The sequence below is a fragment of the Streptomyces sp. NPDC058401 genome (assembly GCF_042722885.1).
In the GTDB taxonomy this organism is placed as follows: Bacteria; Actinomycetota; Actinomycetes; order Streptomycetales; family Streptomycetaceae; genus Streptomyces.
Window position 1 is genome coordinate 1 of record NZ_JBHXKA010000032.1, and the last position, 20159, is coordinate 20159.

18 protein-coding genes are annotated in these 20159 nt (G+C 70.0%); 11 read left to right on the top strand and 7 right to left on the bottom strand.

The annotated features are described in order from the left end of the window. Positions 1-49: 49 nt before the first annotated feature. Complete coding sequence (locus ACFWNV_RS14610) at positions 50-538, bottom strand: glutathione peroxidase (protein ID WP_383945791.1); 489 nt, start codon at positions 536-538, stop codon at positions 50-52. Positions 539-780: 242 nt separating this feature from the next. Beyond that, positions 781-1149 carry a hypothetical protein gene (locus ACFWNV_RS14615; protein WP_383945794.1) on the bottom strand — a complete coding sequence of 123 codons (369 nt, stop codon included), beginning with the start codon at positions 1147-1149 and terminating at the stop codon, positions 781-783. Between the two features lie 837 nt (positions 1150-1986). Between ACFWNV_RS14615 and gcl the strand changes: the two genes are divergently transcribed. Together gcl and ACFWNV_RS14625 are read left to right on the top strand one after the other, a co-directional pair. Next, entirely contained in the window at positions 1987-3768 is a 1782-nt protein-coding gene (gene gcl, locus ACFWNV_RS14620; protein ID WP_383945937.1) for a glyoxylate carboligase, read from the top strand. Positions 3769-3919: 151 nt separating this feature from the next. Then, positions 3920-4915 (top strand): phosphotransferase family protein, encoded by a 996-nt coding sequence (locus ACFWNV_RS14625; protein ID WP_383945797.1) that lies wholly within the window; start codon positions 3920-3922, stop codon positions 4913-4915. 425 nt (positions 4916-5340) lie between these two features. Here the strand turns inward: ACFWNV_RS14625 and ACFWNV_RS14630 are convergent, their stop codons facing one another. The 3 genes from ACFWNV_RS14630 to ACFWNV_RS14640 all read right to left on the bottom strand — a co-directional run bounded on the left by ACFWNV_RS14630 (position 5341) and on the right by ACFWNV_RS14640 (position 8857). Then, on the bottom strand, positions 5341-6798 hold the full coding sequence (locus ACFWNV_RS14630; protein WP_383945940.1) for a catalase: 1458 nt from the start codon (positions 6796-6798) through the stop codon (positions 5341-5343). 260 nt (positions 6799-7058) lie between these two features. Continuing rightward, the gene (locus ACFWNV_RS14635) at positions 7059-7949 is read right to left on the bottom strand and encodes a 2-hydroxy-3-oxopropionate reductase (RefSeq protein WP_327303538.1); all 891 of its coding nucleotides are present in this window, start codon (positions 7947-7949) and stop codon (positions 7059-7061) included. A gap of 74 nt (positions 7950-8023) precedes the next feature. Next, positions 8024-8857: a TIM barrel protein gene (locus tag ACFWNV_RS14640; protein WP_243339126.1), complete on the bottom strand. Its 834-nt coding sequence runs from the start codon at positions 8855-8857 to the stop codon at positions 8024-8026. Positions 8858-8983: 126 nt separating this feature from the next. Here ACFWNV_RS14640 and ACFWNV_RS14645 point away from each other — a divergent pair, with 126 nt between their 5' ends. The 7 genes from ACFWNV_RS14645 to ACFWNV_RS14675 all read left to right on the top strand — a co-directional run bounded on the left by ACFWNV_RS14645 (position 8984) and on the right by ACFWNV_RS14675 (position 15047). Then, a complete protein-coding gene (locus ACFWNV_RS14645; protein WP_250740545.1) occupies positions 8984-9235 on the top strand; it encodes a thiamine-binding protein in 252 nt (83 codons plus the stop codon). Further along, positions 9232-9630, top strand: a complete 399-nt coding sequence (locus tag ACFWNV_RS14650; protein ID WP_383945801.1) for a helix-turn-helix domain-containing protein — start codon at positions 9232-9234, stop codon at positions 9628-9630. Before ACFWNV_RS14645 ends, ACFWNV_RS14650 begins: the two co-directional genes overlap by 4 nt. Before the next feature lie 154 nt (positions 9631-9784). Continuing rightward, on the top strand, positions 9785-10300 hold the full coding sequence (gene uraD, locus ACFWNV_RS14655) for a 2-oxo-4-hydroxy-4-carboxy-5-ureidoimidazoline decarboxylase (protein ID WP_383945804.1): 516 nt from the start codon (positions 9785-9787) through the stop codon (positions 10298-10300). Between the two features lie 8 nt (positions 10301-10308). After that, positions 10309-10701 (top strand): hydroxyisourate hydrolase, encoded by a 393-nt coding sequence (uraH, locus tag ACFWNV_RS14660; RefSeq protein WP_383945807.1) that lies wholly within the window; start codon positions 10309-10311, stop codon positions 10699-10701. 1 nt (position 10702) lies between these two features. Beyond that, positions 10703-11626 carry a factor-independent urate hydroxylase gene (pucL, locus tag ACFWNV_RS14665; RefSeq protein ID WP_250740536.1) on the top strand — a complete coding sequence of 308 codons (924 nt, stop codon included), beginning with the start codon at positions 10703-10705 and terminating at the stop codon, positions 11624-11626. Positions 11627-11834: 208 nt separating this feature from the next. Next, a complete protein-coding gene (locus tag ACFWNV_RS14670; RefSeq protein WP_383945811.1) occupies positions 11835-13238 on the top strand; it encodes an 8-oxoguanine deaminase in 1404 nt (467 codons plus the stop codon). 402 nt (positions 13239-13640) lie between these two features. After that, positions 13641-15047, top strand: a complete 1407-nt coding sequence (locus ACFWNV_RS14675) for a nucleobase:cation symporter-2 family protein (protein ID WP_383945943.1) — start codon at positions 13641-13643, stop codon at positions 15045-15047. 297 nt (positions 15048-15344) lie between these two features. Here ACFWNV_RS14675 and ACFWNV_RS14680 read toward each other — a convergent pair whose 3' ends face one another. Further along, on the bottom strand, positions 15345-16406 hold the full coding sequence (locus tag ACFWNV_RS14680) for an Lrp/AsnC family transcriptional regulator (RefSeq protein ID WP_383945813.1): 1062 nt from the start codon (positions 16404-16406) through the stop codon (positions 15345-15347). A 127-nt stretch (positions 16407-16533) separates the two neighbouring features. Here ACFWNV_RS14680 and ACFWNV_RS14685 point away from each other — a divergent pair, with 127 nt between their 5' ends. Further along, positions 16534-18612, top strand: coding sequence for an ATP-binding protein (locus ACFWNV_RS14685; RefSeq protein ID WP_383945816.1), 2079 nt, complete (start codon positions 16534-16536; stop codon positions 18610-18612). A gap of 21 nt (positions 18613-18633) precedes the next feature. Here ACFWNV_RS14685 and ACFWNV_RS14690 read toward each other — a convergent pair whose 3' ends face one another. After that, entirely contained in the window at positions 18634-19605 is a 972-nt protein-coding gene (locus ACFWNV_RS14690) for an MTH938/NDUFAF3 family protein (RefSeq protein WP_383945819.1), read from the bottom strand. Between the two features lie 179 nt (positions 19606-19784). Between ACFWNV_RS14690 and ACFWNV_RS14695 the strand changes: the two genes are divergently transcribed. Continuing rightward, entirely contained in the window at positions 19785-20108 is a 324-nt protein-coding gene (locus ACFWNV_RS14695; protein ID WP_383945822.1) for a hypothetical protein, read from the top strand. Positions 20109-20159 lie beyond the last annotated feature (51 nt).

Consider the following 20159-nt stretch of genomic DNA (forward strand, 5'->3'; position numbering starts at 1 on the left):
GTACGGGGCTGCGCGCGCAGCCCCGTACCGGCCCTCGGCTCGGGTGGTACTAGGCCGGGAGCTGCGCCTCGATCGCCGCGATGACCTCGGCGGCCTCGGGCTCGGTGCGCGGGCGGAAGCGGGCCACGACCTCGCCGGCGGGGGAGATCAGGAACTTCTCGAAGTTCCAGGTGATGTCACCGGCCTCGCCCTCGGCGTCCGGGACCTTCACCAGCTCCTTGTAGAGCGGGTGCCGGTTCTCGCCGTTGACCTCGGTCTTCTCCAGCATCGGGAAGGTGACGCCGAAGCCGGCCGCGCAGAACGTCTGGATGTCGTCGGCGTTGCCGGGCTCCTGGCCGCCGAACTGGTTGCAGGGCACACCGATGACGGTGAAGCCCTTCTCCTCGTACTTGAACTGCAGGCGGGCCAGACCCGAGTACTGCGGGGTGAGGCCGCACTGCGAGGCGGTGTTCACGAGCAGGATCGCCTTGCCCTTGTGCGCGGCGAGGCTGGTGGGCTCGTCGGACAGGGTGGTCAGCGGGATGTCGTACAGGCTCATCAAGCTCTCCTCGGCAGGCAAACGCACGTAATGCCCCGAGCTTAGGGGGTGTCTTGCCGATCAGGCCGGGCTCGCGGGGTCTGGCACCGCGCCTCGCCGCGTTGTCGTCACTCGCCGACTTCCCCAAGCTCTCGGCTTCGCTCGAGCAGGGGAGACCCCATTCGCGTCGACTCCCTCCTCCGCCTTGCGATCCACGGCACCAGACCCCGCTCCCTGATCCGGCCTGATCGGCAAGACACCCCCTAAGCCCCCATGGCGAGGAGGTCCTCCGCCGGGTCGTTGACCGGCTGCGGCATGCCCGTGAGGTCCATCACGAAGAGGGGTATCGCGAGGTCGTCCGCGCGGGCGCGGGCGTCCTCCGTGTATCCGGCGAGGGAGAAGTAGACGCTGGTCGCGCAGGCCGTGAGCCCGTTCAGCCAGACGCATTCCACCGCCCGCAGGCCGGCCGGGGCGGTGGTCGGGTCCACCTGGGCGACCAGGCCGGGGGCCCGCAGGTCCACCGCCGCCGACGGGAGCGGCCGCCCGTCGGGCTGGCGTACGTCCTGGAAGCCGAGCCAGCGCAGGTAGAGCGCGGCGGTGACCACCGCGTCCCGGGCGGTACGGATGGTCACGGGCCGGAAGGCGGGGCGGGGCACCGCGGGGTCCGGGGCGCCGGGGGCGGCGGCCGGGGAAGCGGGAGGGCCCGGGGGAGCGGAGGAAGCAGAGGGACTGGAGGGAACAGAGGGAGCGGGAGGGCCCGAGGAGCCGGACGGGAACGCCGGAGGCGGGCCCGCCGCCGCCCCGGGCGACTCCGCCGGCCGCGGCGGAGTCCGTACGTCCCCACCCGGAAGCCCACTCGGAACGCCACCGGGACCCCCGCCCGGAGCCCCGCCCGGAACTCCGCTCAGGCCCCCACCCAGACCCCCGCCCACCGGCTCCAGCGGATGCACCGGAACCAGCACCACCGTCCCGCACGAGGTGCAGCCCACCTCCGGGTGCGGCCACTCGCTCTCCCGCCCGCAGGCCCCGCACCGCACCGCGACCCAGCTCTGCGTCCAGGTGCGGTGGGTCAGCTCCCGGGGCGGCGACGTCAGGTCCAGGGGAGGGGTGACCGGGTTCCCGCAGGCGCAGGGGAAGACCGGGGCGGCGTAGTCGTTCTCGCGCAGGCACGCCGGGCAGCGCACCGGTACCGCATCCGCCATCAGAACCGGACCCCCTTCGTCGCTGTGCGTAGGCCCATGGTCCACCACCTGCCACCGGAGGGACGGGCAGACCCCCGATTTTCGGCCGAGGCCTGGTTTTTCGTACAAGTCACTGCCCGAGGCGCGGCTTTTGGTGGGTTCCGGGGTGCCGTACCGCCTTGACGTTGCGGGGAGTCGCCGCTTAGCTTGTTCCGTATAGCAGAACAAAACTTCCGGATTACGGAAAAGCCTGACCCGCCAGACCCGCAGGAGAACTCGATGCCTCGTATGACAGCCGCCGCCGCTGCAGTGGAGATCCTCAAGCTCGAGGGTGTCGAACAAGCGTTCGGCGTCCCCGGTGCTGCGATCAACCCGTTCTACCGCGAGCTCAAGAACGTGGGTGGAATCGCGCACACCCTGGCCCGTCACGTCGAGGGTGCCTCGCACATGGCCGAGGGGTACACCCGCGCCAAGGCCGGCAACATCGGCGTCTGCATCGGTACCTCGGGCCCGGCCGGCACCGACATGATCACCGGCCTGTACTCCGCGATCGCGGACTCCATCCCGATCCTGTGCATCACCGGTCAGGCTCCGGTCTCGAAGCTCCACAAGGAGGACTTCCAGGCCGTCGACATCGCCTCGATCGCCAAGCCGGTCACCAAGAAGGCGACGACCGTCCTGGAGGCCGCCCAGGTTCCGGGCGTGTTCCAGGAGGCCTTCCACCTGATGCGCTCCGGCCGTCCGGGCCCGGTCCTGATCGACCTCCCGATCGACGTCCAGCTGACCGAGATCGAGTTCGACCCCGAGACCTACGCGCCGCTGCCGGTCTACAAGCCGAGCGCCACCCGCGCCCAGGCCCGCAAGGCCCTGCAGTTCCTGCTCGACTCCGAGCGTCCGCTGATCGTCGCCGGTGGCGGCATCATCAACGCCGACGCCTCCGACCTGCTGGTCGAGTTCGCCGAGCTGACGAACGTCCCGGTCATCTCCACCCTCATGGGCTGGGGCGTCATCCCGGACGACCACGAGCTGGCCGCCGGCATGGTCGGTGTCCAGACCGCGCACCGCTACGGCAACGCGACGTTCCTCGAGTCGGACTTCGTCTTCGGCATCGGCAACCGCTGGGCCAACCGTCACACCGGTTACAACCTCGACGCCTACACCAAGGGCCGCAAGTTCGTCCACGTCGACATCGAGCCGACCCAGATCGGCAAGATCTTCGCCCCGGACTTCGGCATCGCCTCGGACGCCAAGGCGGCCCTGGAGCTCTTCGTCGAGATCGCCAAGGAGCTCAAGGCCGAGGGCAAGCTGCCCGACTTCAGCGCCTGGGCCGCTTCCGCCCAGGAGCGCAAGGCGACGCTGCTGCGCCGCACGCACTTCGACAACATCCCCATGAAGCCGCAGCGCGTCTACGAGGAGATGAACAAGGCGTTCGGCCCCGAGACCCGCTACGTCACCACCATCGGTCTGTCCCAGATCGCCGGTGCGCAGATGCTGCACGTCTACAAGCCGCGCAACTGGATCAACTGTGGCCAGGCCGGCCCCCTCGGCTGGACCATCCCGGCCGCGATCGGTGCCGCCACCGCGGACCCGGAGACCCCGATCGTCGCGCTGTCCGGCGACTACGACTTCCAGTTCATGATCGAGGAGCTGGCGGTCGCCGCCCAGCACAAGGTCCCCTACGTCCACGTCCTCGTGAACAACGCCTACCTGGGTCTGATCCGTCAGGCGCAGGGCGGTCTGGGCATCAACTTCGAGGTCAACCTCGAGTTCGAGAACATCAACGCCCCCGAGCTGGGCGTCTACGGTGTCGACCACGTCAAGGTCGCCGAGGGCCTGGGCGTCAAGGCGATCCGCGTCACCGACCCGGACAAGCTGGGCGAGGCCTTCGAGACGGCCAAGAAGTGGGCCCAGGAGCACCAGGTCCCCGTCGTCGTCGAGGCCATCCTCGAGCGCATCACCAACATCTCGATGAGCAAGACGGTCGACATGAGCGACGTCACCGAGTTCGAAGAGCTCGCGACCGAGCTGGAGCACGCTCCGACCGCGATCCGCAACACGCTGTCCGCCTAGTCCCATCAGGCTGGTCTAGCACCACCGAACGGCCCCCGTCCCTCCTCCAGGAGGAACGGGGGCCGTTCTGCGTCCCCTACGGGTCCCAGGTCCCGGCCCCGTTCCACCAGACGGCACGCCCACGCGGCGCCGCCCCGGATAGATTCGCCCGATGCGCAGATTCGCGGAGGCCGAGGACCTGTCGGGAGTGGTGCGGGACGCCCTGGGAGGGGCGGCCGGCATGGCCGGCGCGGAACGCCTGCGGGGCGGGAGCAAGAAGGGCGTGTACCGGGTCCGGCTCACGGGAGCCGGGACACCGAGCGTGATCGTCTACAGCTGGGCGGCCGAGGAGAACTTCTGGCCCGGCGGCGCCGAGGCGGAGGGTGCCGACGGGACGGACCCGTTCGCCCCCGCCTCCGGCCTGGAGCCGTTCCTGGCCGCGCAGCGGCTGCTGCACGCGCTCGGGGCCCGCGTACCCCGGCTCCTGCTGGCGGACGACAGCAGGCAGCGGTACGCGGCCGACGTAGCGGTGGTGGAGGACATCTCCGGGGGCACCCTGGAAGCCCTCTTCCGCACCGACCCCACCGCCGCGCGGAGGGCGCTGTCCGACCTGGCCCGGACCCTGGGCCTGATGCACGGCGCCCAGGCCCCCCGCTACGGCAGGGTGGACCTGCTGGAACGGGGAGGCGTCGCCCTCGGCAGCTCCTGCGAACAACTGGTCCTCGACCGGGCCCTGCACGACCTGGCGGAAGCGGCGGGCCGCGACGGCAGGATCAGTGCGGCCCGCGGCCGTCTCGACGACCGGCTCCGCACCCTCCGGGCGCTGGTGTCACCGCGCACGGAACACGGCCTGATCCACGGGGAACTGGGCCCCGACCACGTCCTCGTCACCCCCGAAGGGGAAGCGGTCCTCATCGACATCGAGGGCCTCATGTACTTCGACGTCGAGTGGGAGCACGTCTTCCTCCGGCTGCGCTTCCAGGACCGCTACGGAGCCCTGGCCCGTCCAGGCCTGGACCCGCGGCGCCTCGACCTCTACACCCTGGCCATGCGCCTCTCCCTGGTGGCCGGCCCCCTGCGCCTCCTCGACGGAGACTTCCCCGACCGGGAGTTCATGCGGGGCATCGCCGAGCACAACCTCAAGGAGGCGCTGGCCCTGCTCCCGTAGAGCAGGGTGGAGTAGCCCCCGGGCATGACAAAGAGCCGAGTCACGGGACCGTCCGTGACTCGGCTCTTTGAGTGTGTGCTGCTTGTTACCGCCCGACGGTACGAGGCTGGCGCGACAGGACGTTCGCACCGCCGGGCGGAGAGGGTGGGGGAGGTTCTCCTCGTACATATAGGGGCCGCTGTGCGTGGCCCCTATATGTAGGGGAGTGTTTGGCTGGGACCGTGGCGAACGGCGACGAGAACTCCGGCTTCGTCTCCCTCAGGTCAAGAGACGGGCCTCGGAACCCATTACCACCGCACTGGCTCGCACGCTCGCCACGGTCCTCGTCCTGCCCTCACCGCGTACCACCCCTCATCCGGGTCCGCGGTGTGGGCTCAGCACCCGGATCCTGACCTCCCGTCAGGATCCCGGCGCAGCTTTTCGGCTCAGGCGTCGCGCAGGGCGCGGACGGCCTCCTCGACGCGCTTGCCGTAGTCGGCGTCGGCGGCGTGGAAGTGAGCCAGGTTCTTCTCGATGACGTTCTCGAGGGTGACCTGAGACAGGCCGCCGGCGATGGTCGCCACCAGACGCTGCTTCTCGGCCTCCGACATCAGGCGGTAGAGCTCACCGGCCTGGAAGAAGTCGTCGTCCTTGGTGTGGGCAGGAGCCTCGTGGGTGCCCGTGTAGCCGGAGACGGCCTTCGGGGCGCCCAGCGCCAGGCCGGTCTCGGCCGGACCCTGGTGCGAGTTGGGCTCGTAGTTCTTGTCGTGGCGCGAGCCGTTGCGCAGCGCCATGACGCCGTCGCGGCCGTAGTTGTCGGCCTTGGTCGCCTTCGGAGCGTTGACCGGGATCAGGGTGTGGTTCACACCGAGGCGGTAGCGCTGGGCGTCGGCGTACGCGAAGAGGCGGCCCTGGAGCATCTTGTCCGGCGAGGCGGTGATGCCCGGGACGAAGTTGTTCGGGGAGAACGCGGCCTGCTCGACCTCGGCGAAGACGTTGTCCGGGTTGCGGTCGAGGACCAGACGGCCCACGCGCTGCAGCGGGTAGTCGCTGTGCGGCCACACCTTGGTGAGGTCGAACGGGTTGAAGCGGTAGTCCGCGGCCTCGGAGGCCGGCATGACCTGGACGTACAGGGTCCAGCTCGGGTTCACACCGCGCTCGATGGCCTGCAGCAGGTCGGTCTGGTGCGAGTTGGCGTCCGAGCCGACGAGCTCGGCGGCCTGCTCGCCCGACAGGCAGCGGATGCCCTGGTTCGTCTTGAAGTGGTACTTGACGAAGAAGGCCTCGCCCTGGGCGTTGGTCCACTGGTACGTGTGGGAGCCGTAGCCGTTCATGTGACGGTACGACGCCGGGATACCGCGGTCACCCATCAGCCAGGTGATCTGGTGCGTCGCCTCGGGGGCGTGCGCCCAGAAGTCCCAGACGTTGTCCGCTTCCTGCTTGCCCGTGAAGGGGTCGCGCTTCTGGGAGTGGATGAAGTCGGGGAACTTGATCGGGTCCTTGATGAAGAACACCGGGGTGTTGTTGCCGACGAGGTCGTAGTTGCCCTCTTCGGTGTAGAACTTCAGCGCGAAGCCGCGCGGGTCGCGGACCGCGTCCGCGCCACCCAGCGAGTCGGCCACGGTGGAGAACCGCAGGAAGGTCTCGGTCTTCTTGCCGACCGTGTTCAGGAACGCGGCACTGGTGTACGCGGTGACGTCGTCGGTCACCTCGAAGTGGCCGTACGCGGCGCTGCCGCGGGCGTGCACCACGCGCTCCGGGATGCGCTCGCGGTTGAACCGGGCGAGCTTCTCGAGGAGCTGCTGGTCCTGGATCAGCAGGGGGCCACCGACGCCGGCGGTAGCGGAGTTCTGGTTGTCGGCGACCGGGGCGCCAGACTCGGTCGTCAGCGTGCGCTTCGACATGGTGACCTTCCGTACGGGGAACTGCTGACGGAATCCGTCTTCCGTCATGCGGAACAGCCTAATTTCGGCATGAACTCGACGTCAACAGTTTGTTGAAAGAAAGAGTGGAGGGAGAGGTGATCCGGACGGTGCCGGCACTTGGGCGCGACAGGACAGGTGTCAGCACCGGCACCATCCGGAAACTCAGGGCCCCGCGAGCGGGGCGGGTGGCGGCCCGGCGATCGCAATGACCGGGATCGGGCCGCCTATCCGAGCGGAGCTCAGATCTGGGCGCCGGAGAGGCGCTCGACCGCGCGGAGCAGCGCGGAGTGGTCCAGGCCACCGTCACCCTGGGCGCGCAGCGAGGCGACCAGCTGGGCGACGACCGCGCCGACCGGGAGGGCCGCACCGACGTTGCGGGCGGCGTCGGTGACGATGCCCATGTCCTTGTGGTGCAGGTCGATCCGGAAACCGGGCTTGAAGTCGCGGTTCAGGAAGTTGGCCTTCTTGCGGGTCAGGACCGTGGAGCCGGCCAGACCGCCGTTGAGCACGTCCAGAGCGGCTTCGAGGTTCACGCCCGACTTCTCGAGGAAGACGACGGCCTCGGCGCACGCCTGGATGTTCACCGCGACGATGAGCTGGTTGGCAGCCTTCACCGTCTGGCCGGAGCCGTGCGGGCCGCACAGGACGATGACCTTGCCGAGGGCCTCGAGGATCGGGAGGGCCTCGTCGAAGTCGGCCTGCTCGCCACCGACCATGATCGACAGGACGGCCTCGATGGCACCGGCCTCGCCACCGGACACCGGGGCGTCGATGACGCGGATGCCCTTGGCGGCGGCGTTCTTCGCCAGGTCGATCGAGGTCTGCGGGGTGATCGACGACATGTCGATGATCAGCGCGCCGGACTTGGCGTTCTCGAGGATGCCGTTCTCACCGTAGGAGATGGCCTCGACCTGCGGGGAGGCGGGCACCATCGTGATGATGACGTCGGCGTCCTTGACGGCCTCGGCGATCGAACCGGCGGCGCCGCCACCGGCCGCGGCGAGGCGGTCCAGCTTGTCCTGCTCCAGCGTGAAGCCGGTGACCGAGTAGCCGGCCTTCAGGAGGTTCTCGGCCATGGGGGAGCCCATGATTCCGAGGCCGACCCAGGCGATCTTGGGGAGGTTGCTCATGATGAGGGTCCTTCTCTTAATGCTTCGTACGAAAAGTTCGTCTGGTGCCTGGCTGTTCGCCCGGACTTTTCCGCTTACTTCGCGGCGCGGGCCTCGGCGGGCAGCCACGCGAAGGAGGCGGCGGCGTCGGCGGCCTTGTACTCGAGACCGACAAAGCCCTGGTAGCCGGCCTTCTGGAGCTGGTCGAGCAGCTCTTCGAGGGGCAGCTCGCCGGTGCCGGGGGCACCTCGTCCCGGCTTGTCCGCAATCTGGACGTGTCCGGTCTTGGCGGCGTACTTTTCGATGACCTCGGAGAGGTCCTCATCGTTCATCGCCAGGTGGTACAGGTCGAGCAGGAACTTGGCGTTCCCGAGGCCGGTGGCCTCGTTCACCTTGTCCACTACCTCGATGCCGGCCGGGGCGCTCACCAGGGGGTAGAGCGGCGACTCGGGCTTGTTCAGGGTCTCGATCAGGAGGATCGCGCCGACGCGGTCCGCGGCCTGAGCCGCCACGACCAGGTTCTTCAGTGCGAGCTCGTCCTGAACGGCCGGGTCCACGCCTTCGACGCGGTTGCCGTAGAGGGCGTTCAGCGCCTTGCAGCCGACCGAGGCGGCGAAGTCCGCAGCCACGTTGATGTTGGCGTTGAAGCGCTCCGACTCCTCACCGGGAACCGAAACCGCACCGCGGTCCGGGCCCGGCAGCTGGCCGGCGTAGAAGTTCAGGCCCACCAGCTGGGTGCCGGCGTCCTCAAGAGCGGTCTTGAGGGCGTCGAGCTCCTCCTGAGCGGGGGTGGGGGTCTCGATCCAGGGCCACCACAGCTCGACCGCCGTGAAGCCCGCTGCGGCAGCAGCCGCGGGACGCTCCAGGAGCGGGAGTTCCGTGAAGAGGATCGAAAGATTTACATCGAAGCGCTGGTCCGTGTATCCCATGAGGGGTGTGCGCTCCTTCCGTATTGCGGAAGTTAGTTTCTGCCTGATGGAAGACTGCAAGCAGGGCGGCCCGCTTGTCAAGTACCGCCTCCCGAAAAGTCCGGAGTGCCAGGTAGCTTGAGCGGCGTGCGATTGAGAGTGGAGTTCACGACCGAGCCCTTCGATCTAGAAGAGGCCCCCGCCCATGCCGTAGCCGCTCGCGAGGTCATTCAGACGGCCCAGCTGGACGCGGTGGATGTAGGCCCGTTCGGCAATACGGCCGAAGGGGAGTCCGAGGCGGTGCTGACCGCGGTCACCGCGCTGCTGCGGAACTCCCTGGAGGCCGGAGCCACGCGCGTCTCGCTCCAGGTCAACGTGATCGGGGAGGACACGCCATGACCGAGCCCCGGGACCACCCGTTCGTCGCCGCGGTCAAGCCGCTGGTGGACGCGATGGGCGGCGAGCTGATGGATCCGTCCCTGGCCCAGCCCGACGACGTCGTGCTCGCCTGGGAGGGTCAGGACCTGCTGGCCGTACGGCTCCCGCAGCTCTCCGACTCGCTGGACCACATCCTGGCGGCGCTGGAGCGCCGGCACGGCGTACCGTTGTCCCAGCTCGACCGGAAGTCCAAGCAGGACGTCGTACGGATACTGGAGGCGCGCGGCGCCTTCTCGGTCCGGCACGGTGTGGAGACGGTCGCGGGGGCCCTGGGCGTGAGTCGCTTCACGGTCTACAACTACTTGAACAGGGACTCGAACACTCCCAAAGGGTCCGGAGCGACCAACCAAGAGTGAATCCTGAATGACCCACCGTGACGAGCCGCCGCCCAATTCACCCGGGCGGCGGCTTTTGTGTACGGGAAGTTTCAACAAAGTGTTGACGCGGTGTTGTCGAGGGCGTTAGCTATGCGCAGCCCGTCAAAGCAACAACAGGCCACGGAGGCCTACCGTGACTTCGAGTCCGACCCCGGGTCTCACCCGGTTCAACGCCTTGGACGACAGCGCGGCCACGGCCGAACTGCACGAGGTGTGTGCCAGCTCGGCATGGGGCAGCAAGCTGCTCGCCCAGCGCCCCTTCACCACCGTCGACACCCTGTTCGCCGCGAACGAGGCCGCCATGGCCGAGCTCACCGCGGAGGACCTGGGCGAGGCGATGGGCGGCCACGCGCCGATCGGCCGGCCGAAGCCGGGAGACCCGACCTCCGCCCGCGAGCAGCGCGGCATGGCCGGTGCCTCTGAGGAGCTCAAGACCGAGCTCCTCGAACTGAACCTGGCCTACCAGGACAAGTTCGGCCACGTCTTCCTCATCTGCGCCACCGGTGCGACCGGTGAGTTCATGCGGGACGCGGTCAAGGTCCGGATCGAGAATTCGCCGGAACAGGAGCGGGAAACCGCTCGTGGCGAGCTCGTCAAGATCAACCGGATTCGGCTGACCCGTCTCGTGGAATCCGTAGAAGGAGAGTAAAACCGAGCATGAGCACTGAGACCACCGCGTCGGTGTCCACGCACATCCTGGACACCAGCATCGGAAAGCCCGCCGAAGACGTCGCGATCTCCCTGTCGGCCCGTACGGGTCTCGACGGCGAGTGGGCGGCCCTGGGCGGATCCGCCACCGATGTCGACGGGCGCTGCAAGGACCTGCCGGCGCTGCCGGAGGGCACCACCCACGTGCGCCTCGACTTCGAGACCGAGACGTACTTCTCCAAGAAGCAAGCCGCCGAGGCACAGCAGGACGCCCCCCGCGTAAGGGACAGCGGTGCGTTCTTCCCCGAGGTCACCATCACCTTCGCGGTGAACCCGGGCGAGCACTATCACGTACCGCTGCTGCTCAACCCGTTCGGCTACTCCGTTTACCGAGGGAGCTAGCATGGCCACCATTCTGGGCCAGAACCAGTACGGCAAAGCAGAGAACCGCGTAGTCAAGATCACGCGGGACGGCGACACCCACCACATCAAGGACCTGAACGTCTCGGTCGCCCTCTCGGGCGACATGGACGACGTCCACTACTCCGGCTCGAACGCCAACGTCCTTCCGACGGACACCACCAAGAACACGGTGTACGCGTTCGCCAAGGAGTACGGCATCGAGTCCGCCGAGCAGTTCGGCATCCACCTGGCGCGTTGGTTCGTCAACAGCCAGGAGCCGATCCAGAAGGCCCGCATCCGGATCGAGGAGTACTCCTGGTCCCGGATCGCGACCTCGGACGCGAACTCCAAGTTCATCGGCTCCGACGAGGTGAACCACTCCTTCGTCCGCGAGGGCATGGAGACCCGGGTCACCCAGATCACGTACGACGGCAAGAACTGGGAGGTCATCTCCGGCCTCAAGGACCTGACCGTCATGAACTCCACGAACTCCGAGTTCTGGGGTTACGTGAAGGACAAGTACACGACCCTGAAGGAGGCCTACGACCGCATCCTGGCGACCCAGGTTTCGGCTCGCTGGCGCTTCGCCTGGTCGGATGACGAGCAGCGGATGCCCAACTGGGAGAAGTCCTACGCCGAGACCCGGAAGCACATGCTCCAGGCCTTCGCGGAGACCTACTCCCTGTCGCTGCAGCAGACCCTGTACCAGATGGGTTCGCGCATCATCAACCACCGTTCGGAGATCGACGAGGTTCGCTTCTCGCTCCCGAACAAGCACCACTTCCTCGTCGACCTCGAGCCCTTCGGTCTCAAGAACGACAACGAGGTCTACTTCGCCGCGGACCGCCCGTACGGTCTGATCGAGGCGACGGTCCTCCGCGACGGCGTAGACGCCCGTATCCCCGTGGACATGACCAACCTCTGATGTGGCACGCGCGTCCCGGGGCTCCGCAGTGGCCCCGGGGCGGCGCGACACCCCTCAGTACTTTCAACACTTTCAACTTCCTGAATCGGCACCCGGACGCACCACACGGGGCGGCAGTACTGTCAGCTGTCAAGGCCCCCGGCTCCGGCACTCAAATCCCCTGGGTTTTGCCGTGCCCGCACCGCCACTGAAAGCACGAGGAAGTCCCATGGCAGCATCGGCAGCCAATGACAGCGCCGTAGAGCGCATCGTCATCGAAAACTGTGCGATTGCGACCGTCGACGCCAACGACACCGAGTACGCCTCGGGTCACGTGGTGCTCGCCGGTAACAAGATCGAGTTCGTCGGTGCGGGCAAGGCCCCCGCGAACCTCGAGAACGTCGTCCGTCGCATCGACGGCACCGGGCACCTCGTGACTCCCGGTCTGGTCAACACGCACCACCACTTCTACCAGTGGATCACGCGTGGTCTGGCCACCGACCACAACCTCTTCAACTGGCTGGTCGCGCTGTACCCGACGTGGGCGCGCATCGACGAGCAGATGACGTACACGGCCGCGCAGGGCTCCCTCGCCGCGATGGCCAAGGGTGGCGTCACCACCGCGATGGACCACCACTACGTCTTCCCCAAGGGTTCGGGCGACCTCTCCGGGTCGATCATCCGCGCCGCGTCCGAGATGGGCGTCCGCTTCACCCTCGCCCGTGGCTCCATGGACCGCAGCGAGAAGGACGGCGGCCTGCCGCCGGACCACGCGGTCGAGACCCTCGAAGGTGCCCTCGCGGACACCGAGGCGACCGTGAAGAAGTACCACGACTCCTCCTTCGACGCGATGACCCAGGTCGCCGTCGCCCCGTGCTCCCCCTTCTCGGTCTCCACCGAGCTGCTGAAGCAGGGCGCCGAGATGGCCCGCCGTCTGGGTGTGCGCATGCACACGCACGGCTCGGAGACCGTCGAGGAAGAGCAGTTCTGCAAGGAACTGTTCGGCATGGGCCCGACCGACTACTTCGAGTCGACCGGCTGGCTCGGCGAGGACGTGTGGATGGCGCACAGCGTCCACATGAACGACTCCGACATCGCCGCGTTCGCCCGTACCAAGACCGGTGTCGCGCACTGCCCGTCCTCCAACGCCCGTCTGGCCGCCGGCATCGCCCGCGTCCCGGACATGCTCGCCGCCGGTGTCCCGGTCGGCCTCGGCGTGGACGGCACCGCCTCGAACGAGTCCGGTGAGCTGCACACCGAGCTGCGCAACGCGCTGCTCATCAACCGCCTGAACCCGGTTCACCGCGAGCGCGCGCTCAACGCCCGCCAGGCCCTGCGCCTCGGTACCTTCGGTGGCGCCCAGGTCCTCGGCCGCGCCTCGAACATCGGTTCGCTGGAGGTCGGCAAGTGCGCCGACCTGGTCCTCTGGAACCTGAACACCCTCCTGCACTCCTCGATCGCCGACCCGGTCACGGCGCTGGTCTTCGGTGCGGCGGCCCCGGTCACCGCGTCGTTCGTCAACGGCAAGCAGATCGTCGAGAACAACCGTCTGCTCTTCGCCGACGAGGACGCCATCGCGGTGTCCACGCGCGAAGAGGCCCAGCGCCTGGCGCGGATCTCCGCGCAGGCCTGATCCCACGGAGTCCGGCCGGGGGGGACGGCCCCCGGCCGGCGGCCGCGGACCCGAGCGGGGTCCGTGGCAGCTGTTCCCGGGTAGCGCCCGAGGATTTTCCTGGGGCGCCCCGGGGGCGGTGACTCGTGCCAGTAGCTCTGCGGCCCGTGCCGCGGGCCCCGCAGCCCGCGTACCGCGTCCGCGCCATCGCTACGGCACCTCCAGCTCTCTTCGACTTCCTTACCGGCGGCCCCTCTGGCCGCCCGTGCGTGGAAACGCCTCGGGCGAATCGTTTCCGCACCCCTTGGGACAAGTATTCGCAGCACCCCCACAACTGAATACAGGCTCGACTCGCACAGCTTTCGCACCACCTCCCAGACACATCACGTCCCTGCCGGCGTGTTTAACAGTTCGGAGGAAGCCGTGGCCCAGGCGCCCAGGTTTCGCAAAGACGCAGTCGCAGTACCGCAGGCCGAAGGCGACTCAGGGGTGAAACACCCGGTCGACGAGACCTTGCCCCCGCTGAAGATGTTCACCAGCGGGCTCCAGCACGTAGCCGCCATGTACGCGGGCGTCGTCGCCCCACCCATGATCGTCGGACCGGCCGTCGGCCTCTCCGCCACCGAGACCGCCTTTCTGATGGGCGCCTCGCTCTTCACCGCAGGACTCGCCACCCTCCTCCAGACCCTCGGCTTCTGGAAGATCGGCGCCAAACTCCCCTTCGTCAACGGCGTTTCCTTCGCCGGTGTGACCCCGATGATCGCCATCGGAAAGGGGGAGGGCGACAACGCGATCCCGGTCATCTTCGGCGCGATCATCATCGCCGGAATCCTCGGCTTCTTCGCCGCCCCCTACTTCGGCAAACTGGTCAGGTTCTTCCCACCGGTCGTCACCGGTACGGTCATCACCCTGATCGGCGTCTCGCTGCTGCCCGTGGCCTTCAACTGGTCGCAGGGCGGGAACAGTCACGCCGCCGACTACGGCTCGATGAAGAACATCGCCATGGCCGCCGTCACCCTCATGATCGTGCTGCTGATGCGCAAGTTCCTGCGCGGATTCCTCCAGCAGATCTCCATCCTCCTCGGCCTGGTCGCCGGCACGCTCATCGCGCTGCCGCTGGGCATGACGAACTTCGACGCCGTCAGGAACGCCGACTTCATCGGCTTCCCGACCCCGTTCCACTTCGGGGCGCCGCAGTTCCAGGTCGCCGCCATCATCTCCATGTGCATCGTGATGCTGGTGTGCATGACCGAGTCCACCGCCGACATCCTCGCGCTGGGCAAGATCGTCGGCCGCCCGGCGGACGCGAAGACCATCGAGGGCGGCCTGCGCGCCGACACCCTGGGCAGCGCGCTCAGCCCGCTGTTCAACGGGTTCATGTGCAGCGCCTTCGCGCAGAACATCGGGCTGGTCGCCATGACCAAGGTCCGCAGCCGGTTCGTCGTCGCGGCCGGCGGCGGCATCCTGATCCTGCTCGGCCTGTGTCCCATCGCCGCCTCCGTCATCGGAGTCGTACCGCTGCCGGTCCTCGGCGGCGCGGGCATCGTGCTCTTCGGCTCGGTGGCCGCCAGCGGCATCCAGACCCTGGCCGGCGCGGCCATGGAGAAGGGCGAGAACGCCCTGATCGTCGCCGCCTCGCTCGGCATAGGCCTGATCCCGATCGCGGCCCCCGGCTTCTACCACGCCTTCCCCGAGGACCTGTTGGTCGTCCTCGACTCCGGCATCAGCACCGGCTGCGTCGTGGCCATCGTGCTGAACCTGGCCTTCAACCACCTCGGTGCCAAGAAGGGCGCGGCCTCGGCCGCCCCGGATCCGGTACTGGTGCACTGACCGGGCTGTTCCCGGCCCTGGCTCCGGCCTTGGCCCTGGCCCCGGTCCCGGTCGGCGTGCGGTGAGCGGGCTCTGCCCGGACCGTGCGCGGGATACGGCGGTGCGTACGTCACCCACTGCGGGGTTGACGTCCGCACCGCCGTCCGCGTTGGCGGGGAGGGGCGGGAGGCCCGGGCCGGCTTCGGCCGGGGTTCCCGGGGCTCCGCCCCGGACCCCGTGCCTCAAACGCCGGCGGGGCTGGGTTTTCCGGAGCCCGTGCCTCGAACGCCGGCGGGGCTGGATTGACCCGACGGGGGATCAGGCCGTGTCGGTGGAGACCGGGTCCGACCAGATGTCCGGGGTGACCGTGCGCACGCGGTGGCCGCGCCGGTCGAGTTCCTGGGCTTCGGTCTTGCGGACCTGCAGGGCCACCGCCGAGTCCGTGATGCGCAGGCCCGGCAGCCGCCGGGTGAGCTCCGCCGTGTAGCGCGAGAGGTCCTCCACCGTGCGCAGCCGGGCGCTGATCATGAAGTTCCAGGGGCCGCTGACGGACATGCAGATCCGGGTCTCGCGCAGCCCCGCGGCGACCGCCGCGCAGTCGGCGAGCTCGAACTCGGAGGCCTCCGCCCACAGCGTCGCCGACACCGGCCAGCCCGACAGCGCGGAGGCCAGCGCGCAGCTGTAGCGCAGGCTCTGCCCGCCCTCCAGCCGCGCCAGCCGGCGCCGTACGGTCGACTCGCTCATGGTGAACTCCCGGGCCAGCGAGGCCACGGTGCGCCGCGCGTCCGAGGCCAGGGCCAGCACCAGCGGCCGGTCCTCCTCCTGGAGCGGCGCCACCGCCTGCCGGTCCGGGGCGGCGGAGGCGGCCGGCCGCCGGGTCCTCCTGGTCAGCAGGCCTATCTGGCCCGGGGTCAGCTGGTCCAGGCGCCAGCGGTCGGGGGCGTAGTGCACCGCCGTCACCATCGAGGTGCGGGTGCCGACCACACCCGGGATCCGCTGCACCCGCGAGGACAGGTAGGCGTACAGCGTCGGCAGGTCGGGTACCGCCACGAAGACGAGCAGGTCCCGGCTCCCGGTGGTGTGTTCGACCCCCAGCGCGTATGGATCCGCCACGAGCACGTCCCCCACCGAGGGCGAGGTGCCCGCGGTACAGGTGACCTCCACCCACGCCATACAGGGCTTCGTGGCGCCGGTGCGCAGCCCGAGTCCGCTCAGCCACGCCTCGCCGGACCCGGTGAGCCGCTCCCAGCGGCGCGCCAGGGTGTCCGGGCGCGCGCCGAGGACGGGCCCCAGCAGTTCCCAGCTGGCGCGGGGCGCGAGCTGGAGCGCGTGGACGAGTGCCCGGTCCGTGTCGTCGATGGCGGAAATGGCCGAGTTCATACCCTCCCCTTGGTGGTTCTCCCGGTCGGTGACGGGACAACGGGATTATGAGCCGATCATCTCTCTTTGTGCGTTCAACTGTTGACCACATGACGGTGCGCACGGAGCGGACATTGCGGGAGGACGTGTGGCGGAGGCCGGCTCGGGCGTGCGGCAGGCGGTGCCCGCCGAACTGTCGAGTTTCATCGGGCGGGAGCGGGAGCTCACCGCCCTCGCCTCCCTGCTCGCCACGGAACGCCTGGTCACCCTCACCGGACCGGCCGGCATCGGCAAGACCCGGCTCGCGGTGCGCACCGTCCGCACCCTGGGCGACAGGGACGGCCTGGAGGTCGTCTGGGCCGAGCTCGCGAGCCTGCCCGAGCGGTGCTGGGGCGGTCTCCGGGCGGAACTCGCCGACCGCCTCGCCGGCCCCGAGGTGCTGCTCGTGCTCGACGGCTGCGAACAGCTGGGGGAGTCCGGCGCGGGGCTCGCGGCCGAGCTGCTGCGACTGCCGGGGCTACGGATTCTGGCCACCTCGCAGCGCCGGCTGCGGATCGCCGGGGAAGCGGTGCTCGCCGTACCGCCGCTCTCGGTGCCGACCGCACCCTCCGTGCAGCCGCTGCCCCCGTCCCCGTCGGTCCTGCCGGGGCACGGCGCGCCCGACCCGGCCCGGCGGTTCCCGGTGGCCGACGTCGCCGGCTACGCGGCCGTACGGCTCTTCGCGGAGCGGGCGCGCGGCGCGGACCCCTTCTTCGAGCTGACCGAGCGCAACGCTGGCGCCGTGGCCGCGCTGTGCCGGGCGCTCGACGGGATCCCCGGGGCGCTGGAGCTCGCGGCGGGGCGCTCGCACCAGTACGCGCCCGCGCAGGCGCTCCGCAGACTCGGCTCCGACCCGCTGGGCTTCCTCGCCGGCGGCGCGGGCCGCAGCACCCGGGGCGACGCCGAACGCTCGCTCCGGCTGGCCTCGCCCGCCGAACGCCTGCTCTGGGAGCGGCTCTCCGTCTTCGCGGGCTCCTTCGACAGGGCGGCCGTCGCCGAGGTGTGCGGCTTCGGGGCGCTCACCCCGGACACCGCCGTCGAGGCACTGCTCCGGCTGGCCCCGGGCCTGCTCGCGGACGCCGGGCAGGGCCGCTACCGACTGCCGCTGTCCGTACGGGCGTACGCGGCCCGGCGGCTGGCGCACGCACCCGCCGGGGAGGCCGCGAAGACCGCCCGGCGCCACCGCGAACGCTGCCGGGTGGTGGCGGAGCGGGCGGCGCGGCTGTGGCGCGCCGGTGCGCAGCGCGAGGCGCGCGCCCTGGCCCTGCGGGAACTCCCCGAGCTGCGCGCGGCGATGAACCCGCTCGCCGCCGGAGGGCCGGGCGCGGCCCTGGAGATCGCGGTGTCCCTGTGGTTCCTGTGGTCCGCGTGCGGGATGGCCGCGGAGGGGCGCAGGCACGTGGAACGCGCCCTGGCCGTGCACCCCGCACCCCGGCCCGCCCGGGCGCTGTGGCTCGCGGCGTGGCTGGTCGCCGCCTTCGGGGAGTCGGCCGGCACCGACCCGCTGCTGGTGGAGGCCTGGACGGAGGCCGTGCACGAAGGGGAGGACGCCTGCCTGGCGTACCTCGCGCACCTGCGCGGCACGATCGCGCTGTGGGAGGGCCGCTACGAGGACGCCGCGGCGGAATACCGGGAAGGGCTGGAACTCCTGCCCGCGGAGCCCGGGTTCGGCCCGGGCCAGGAGGCCCTGTGCGCCGCGCACACGCTGGCGGTGGCCCGTACCGACCCGGCCGCGGTCCCGGTCGAGGTCCCGGTCGAGGACGGCGTGCCGGGCGGCTCCCCGTACGCCTCGCCGGGTGTCCCGCCCGGCGGCCCGGTCGACCTGTGGGCCCGGTCCTGGGTGAGCTACGCCCACGCCCTGGTCCAGCGCCACGAGGGCCGCCCGGCGAGGGCCCGTACCGAACTACTGGGCGCGCTGCGGACCCAGTTCGCGCTGGACGACACCCTCGGGCAGGCCTTCTCGGCGGAACTCCTCGCCGAACTGGAGGCGGACCAGGGCCGGTACACCGAAGCCGCCCGCCTCCTCGGCGCGGTCTCCCGCACCCGCCCGCACGCGGCCCCGGCCCCCCGCGCCCAGCACACGGTCCGCGCCCGCCTCACCCCCCAGGCCTTCCGCACGGCCTACGCCGCGGGCGCCCGGACACCACTGCGCGACCTGCTCCCTGACCTGCCGGCTCTGCCGGACTGACCGGGCGGCGGGCCCTCCGGCTCAGCAGGTCGAGTGGAAGAGCCCGCCCACGCGCTCGGTGGCGGCCAGCCGGTTGTAGAGCGCGACCGCGGCGGCCGTCTCCTCGACGTGCACCTCCACCCCGGCGTCCCGCAGCACCCGCAGCGTCTCGGGCATGGTGTGGAGCCGCAGCTCCATCCCGCGGCTGAGGACGGCCACCGTGCAGTCCCGGTCCAGGAGTTGTGTCACGTCGGCGGGCTGGATGCCCGGCTCGTGCCGGGTGCCGTGCTCGCCCCAGTCCCAGGGCCGGCCGCCGCCCGGGTACAGCACGAAGTCCTTCCCCGCCGCGAGGCCCTCGACCTCCATGCGGCCCCACGAGAGGTGCGTGACGAGCGGGGAACGGGCGGGCGGCGTCCACGCCATCAGGTTGCTCATCAGCTCGGCCTGCTCGACCGCGTCGTCCAGCGCGTGATGCGTGTGCGGCCGCCGGGAGAGCAACTCGCGCGGCATGCGCCCCTTGACGGCGGCCCGGAGCGGGACCCCGGCCTTGGCCGCGTAGAGGGTCTTCATGTCCAGGCAGCCGGAGTGGCCGAAGGGGCTTTCGCCGCCGAAGCTCATCAAGTACCAGTACAGGAAGGTCCAGTCGAAGGAGGCCGGGTACGCGCACATCACCGGCTGCGCCCCCACCGAAACCTCCCGCACCCAGGCGCGGAACTCCGCCATGGCCGCGCCCGGTTCGGCCCCCTCCCGGAGCAGCCGGTCCCGGTCCAGCCCACTGACCGCGAGCGCCTCCGGCACGTACGCCTCGCTGATGGGGCGCAACTCCCGGTAGAAGGTGTCCCGTTCCGGATCGGCGGCCGTATACGAGACCCCGTCCTGCCGCCCCGCCACGGCGGCCCCGAAACTGATCATCGAATACGGCCCGGGGATGGGCCCGTCGGCCTCGACGTCGACGGAGATGTAGAGGCTGGGACGAGGCGGACGGACGGAGCGGGCGGAACCGGCAGAGGTCATACCCCGAGCATCGCAGCCGACGCCGCCTTGATCACCCCGATATCCCCGAGCCCGACGGACCGGCAGCGCCCGTACGCGGCCCCGGTCCGTCCACATGGCGGGCTCCCTTACCGGCGGGTGCAGACCGCCGTCCACAATGAGAGGAACGCCGCCCCGCCGCCCCGCCATGAAGGAACGCAATGCCTGATCCCAGCCCCGGCCCCGCTTTCACCATGGGCGGGGTCTCCCACCCCCTCACCCGCCAAGCGGTCGAGGCGGCCGCCGCCGGTCTCCTGCCCGCCCACAGCGCCCGCGGTCTCGACTACGTGTGGTACGCCCTCGTCGGCCGGGAACTCCACTACGTCGTGGCCCTCGCCGCGGCCGCCGCCGGGCAGCCCCTGCCCGACCGCCCCTCGCGGTACGTCAAGGACGCCCGCCTCGCGCTCAAGGCCCTCGGCTACCCCGTCGTCTGCTGGGCCGACTCCGTCCTCCTCGACAAGGGCCACCCCTCCCACACCGGCTGACCCGCACAACACACCACCCCCGGCCGGTCCTCCGGCGCGGGGGCGGTTGCG

What these genes read in the sequence shown, in the direction of transcription:
- ACFWNV_RS14610 (WP_383945791.1), bottom strand. Translation starts at nt 538, where the DNA reads ATGAGCCTGTACGACATCCCGCTGACCACCCTGTCCGACGAGCCCACC.
- gcl (WP_383945937.1), top strand. Translation starts at nt 1,987, where the DNA reads ATGACAGCCGCCGCCGCTGCAGTGGAGATCCTCAAGCTCGAGGGTGTC.
- ACFWNV_RS14625 (WP_383945797.1), top strand. Translation starts at nt 3,920, where the DNA reads ATGCGCAGATTCGCGGAGGCCGAGGACCTGTCGGGAGTGGTGCGGGAC.
- ACFWNV_RS14630 (WP_383945940.1), bottom strand. Translation starts at nt 6,798, where the DNA reads ATGTCGAAGCGCACGCTGACGACCGAGTCTGGCGCCCCGGTCGCCGAC.
- ACFWNV_RS14635 (WP_327303538.1), bottom strand. Translation starts at nt 7,949, where the DNA reads ATGAGCAACCTCCCCAAGATCGCCTGGGTCGGCCTCGGAATCATGGGC.
- ACFWNV_RS14640 (WP_243339126.1), bottom strand. Translation starts at nt 8,857, where the DNA reads ATGGGATACACGGACCAGCGCTTCGATGTAAATCTTTCGATCCTCTTC.
- ACFWNV_RS14650 (WP_383945801.1), top strand. Translation starts at nt 9,232, where the DNA reads ATGACCGAGCCCCGGGACCACCCGTTCGTCGCCGCGGTCAAGCCGCTG.
- uraH (WP_383945807.1), top strand. Translation starts at nt 10,309, where the DNA reads ATGAGCACTGAGACCACCGCGTCGGTGTCCACGCACATCCTGGACACC.
- pucL (WP_250740536.1), top strand. Translation starts at nt 10,703, where the DNA reads ATGGCCACCATTCTGGGCCAGAACCAGTACGGCAAAGCAGAGAACCGC.
- ACFWNV_RS14670 (WP_383945811.1), top strand. Translation starts at nt 11,835, where the DNA reads ATGGCAGCATCGGCAGCCAATGACAGCGCCGTAGAGCGCATCGTCATC.
- ACFWNV_RS14680 (WP_383945813.1), bottom strand. Translation starts at nt 16,406, where the DNA reads ATGAACTCGGCCATTTCCGCCATCGACGACACGGACCGGGCACTCGTC.
- ACFWNV_RS14690 (WP_383945819.1), bottom strand. Translation starts at nt 19,605, where the DNA reads ATGACCTCTGCCGGTTCCGCCCGCTCCGTCCGTCCGCCTCGTCCCAGC.
- ACFWNV_RS14695 (WP_383945822.1), top strand. Translation starts at nt 19,785, where the DNA reads ATGCCTGATCCCAGCCCCGGCCCCGCTTTCACCATGGGCGGGGTCTCC.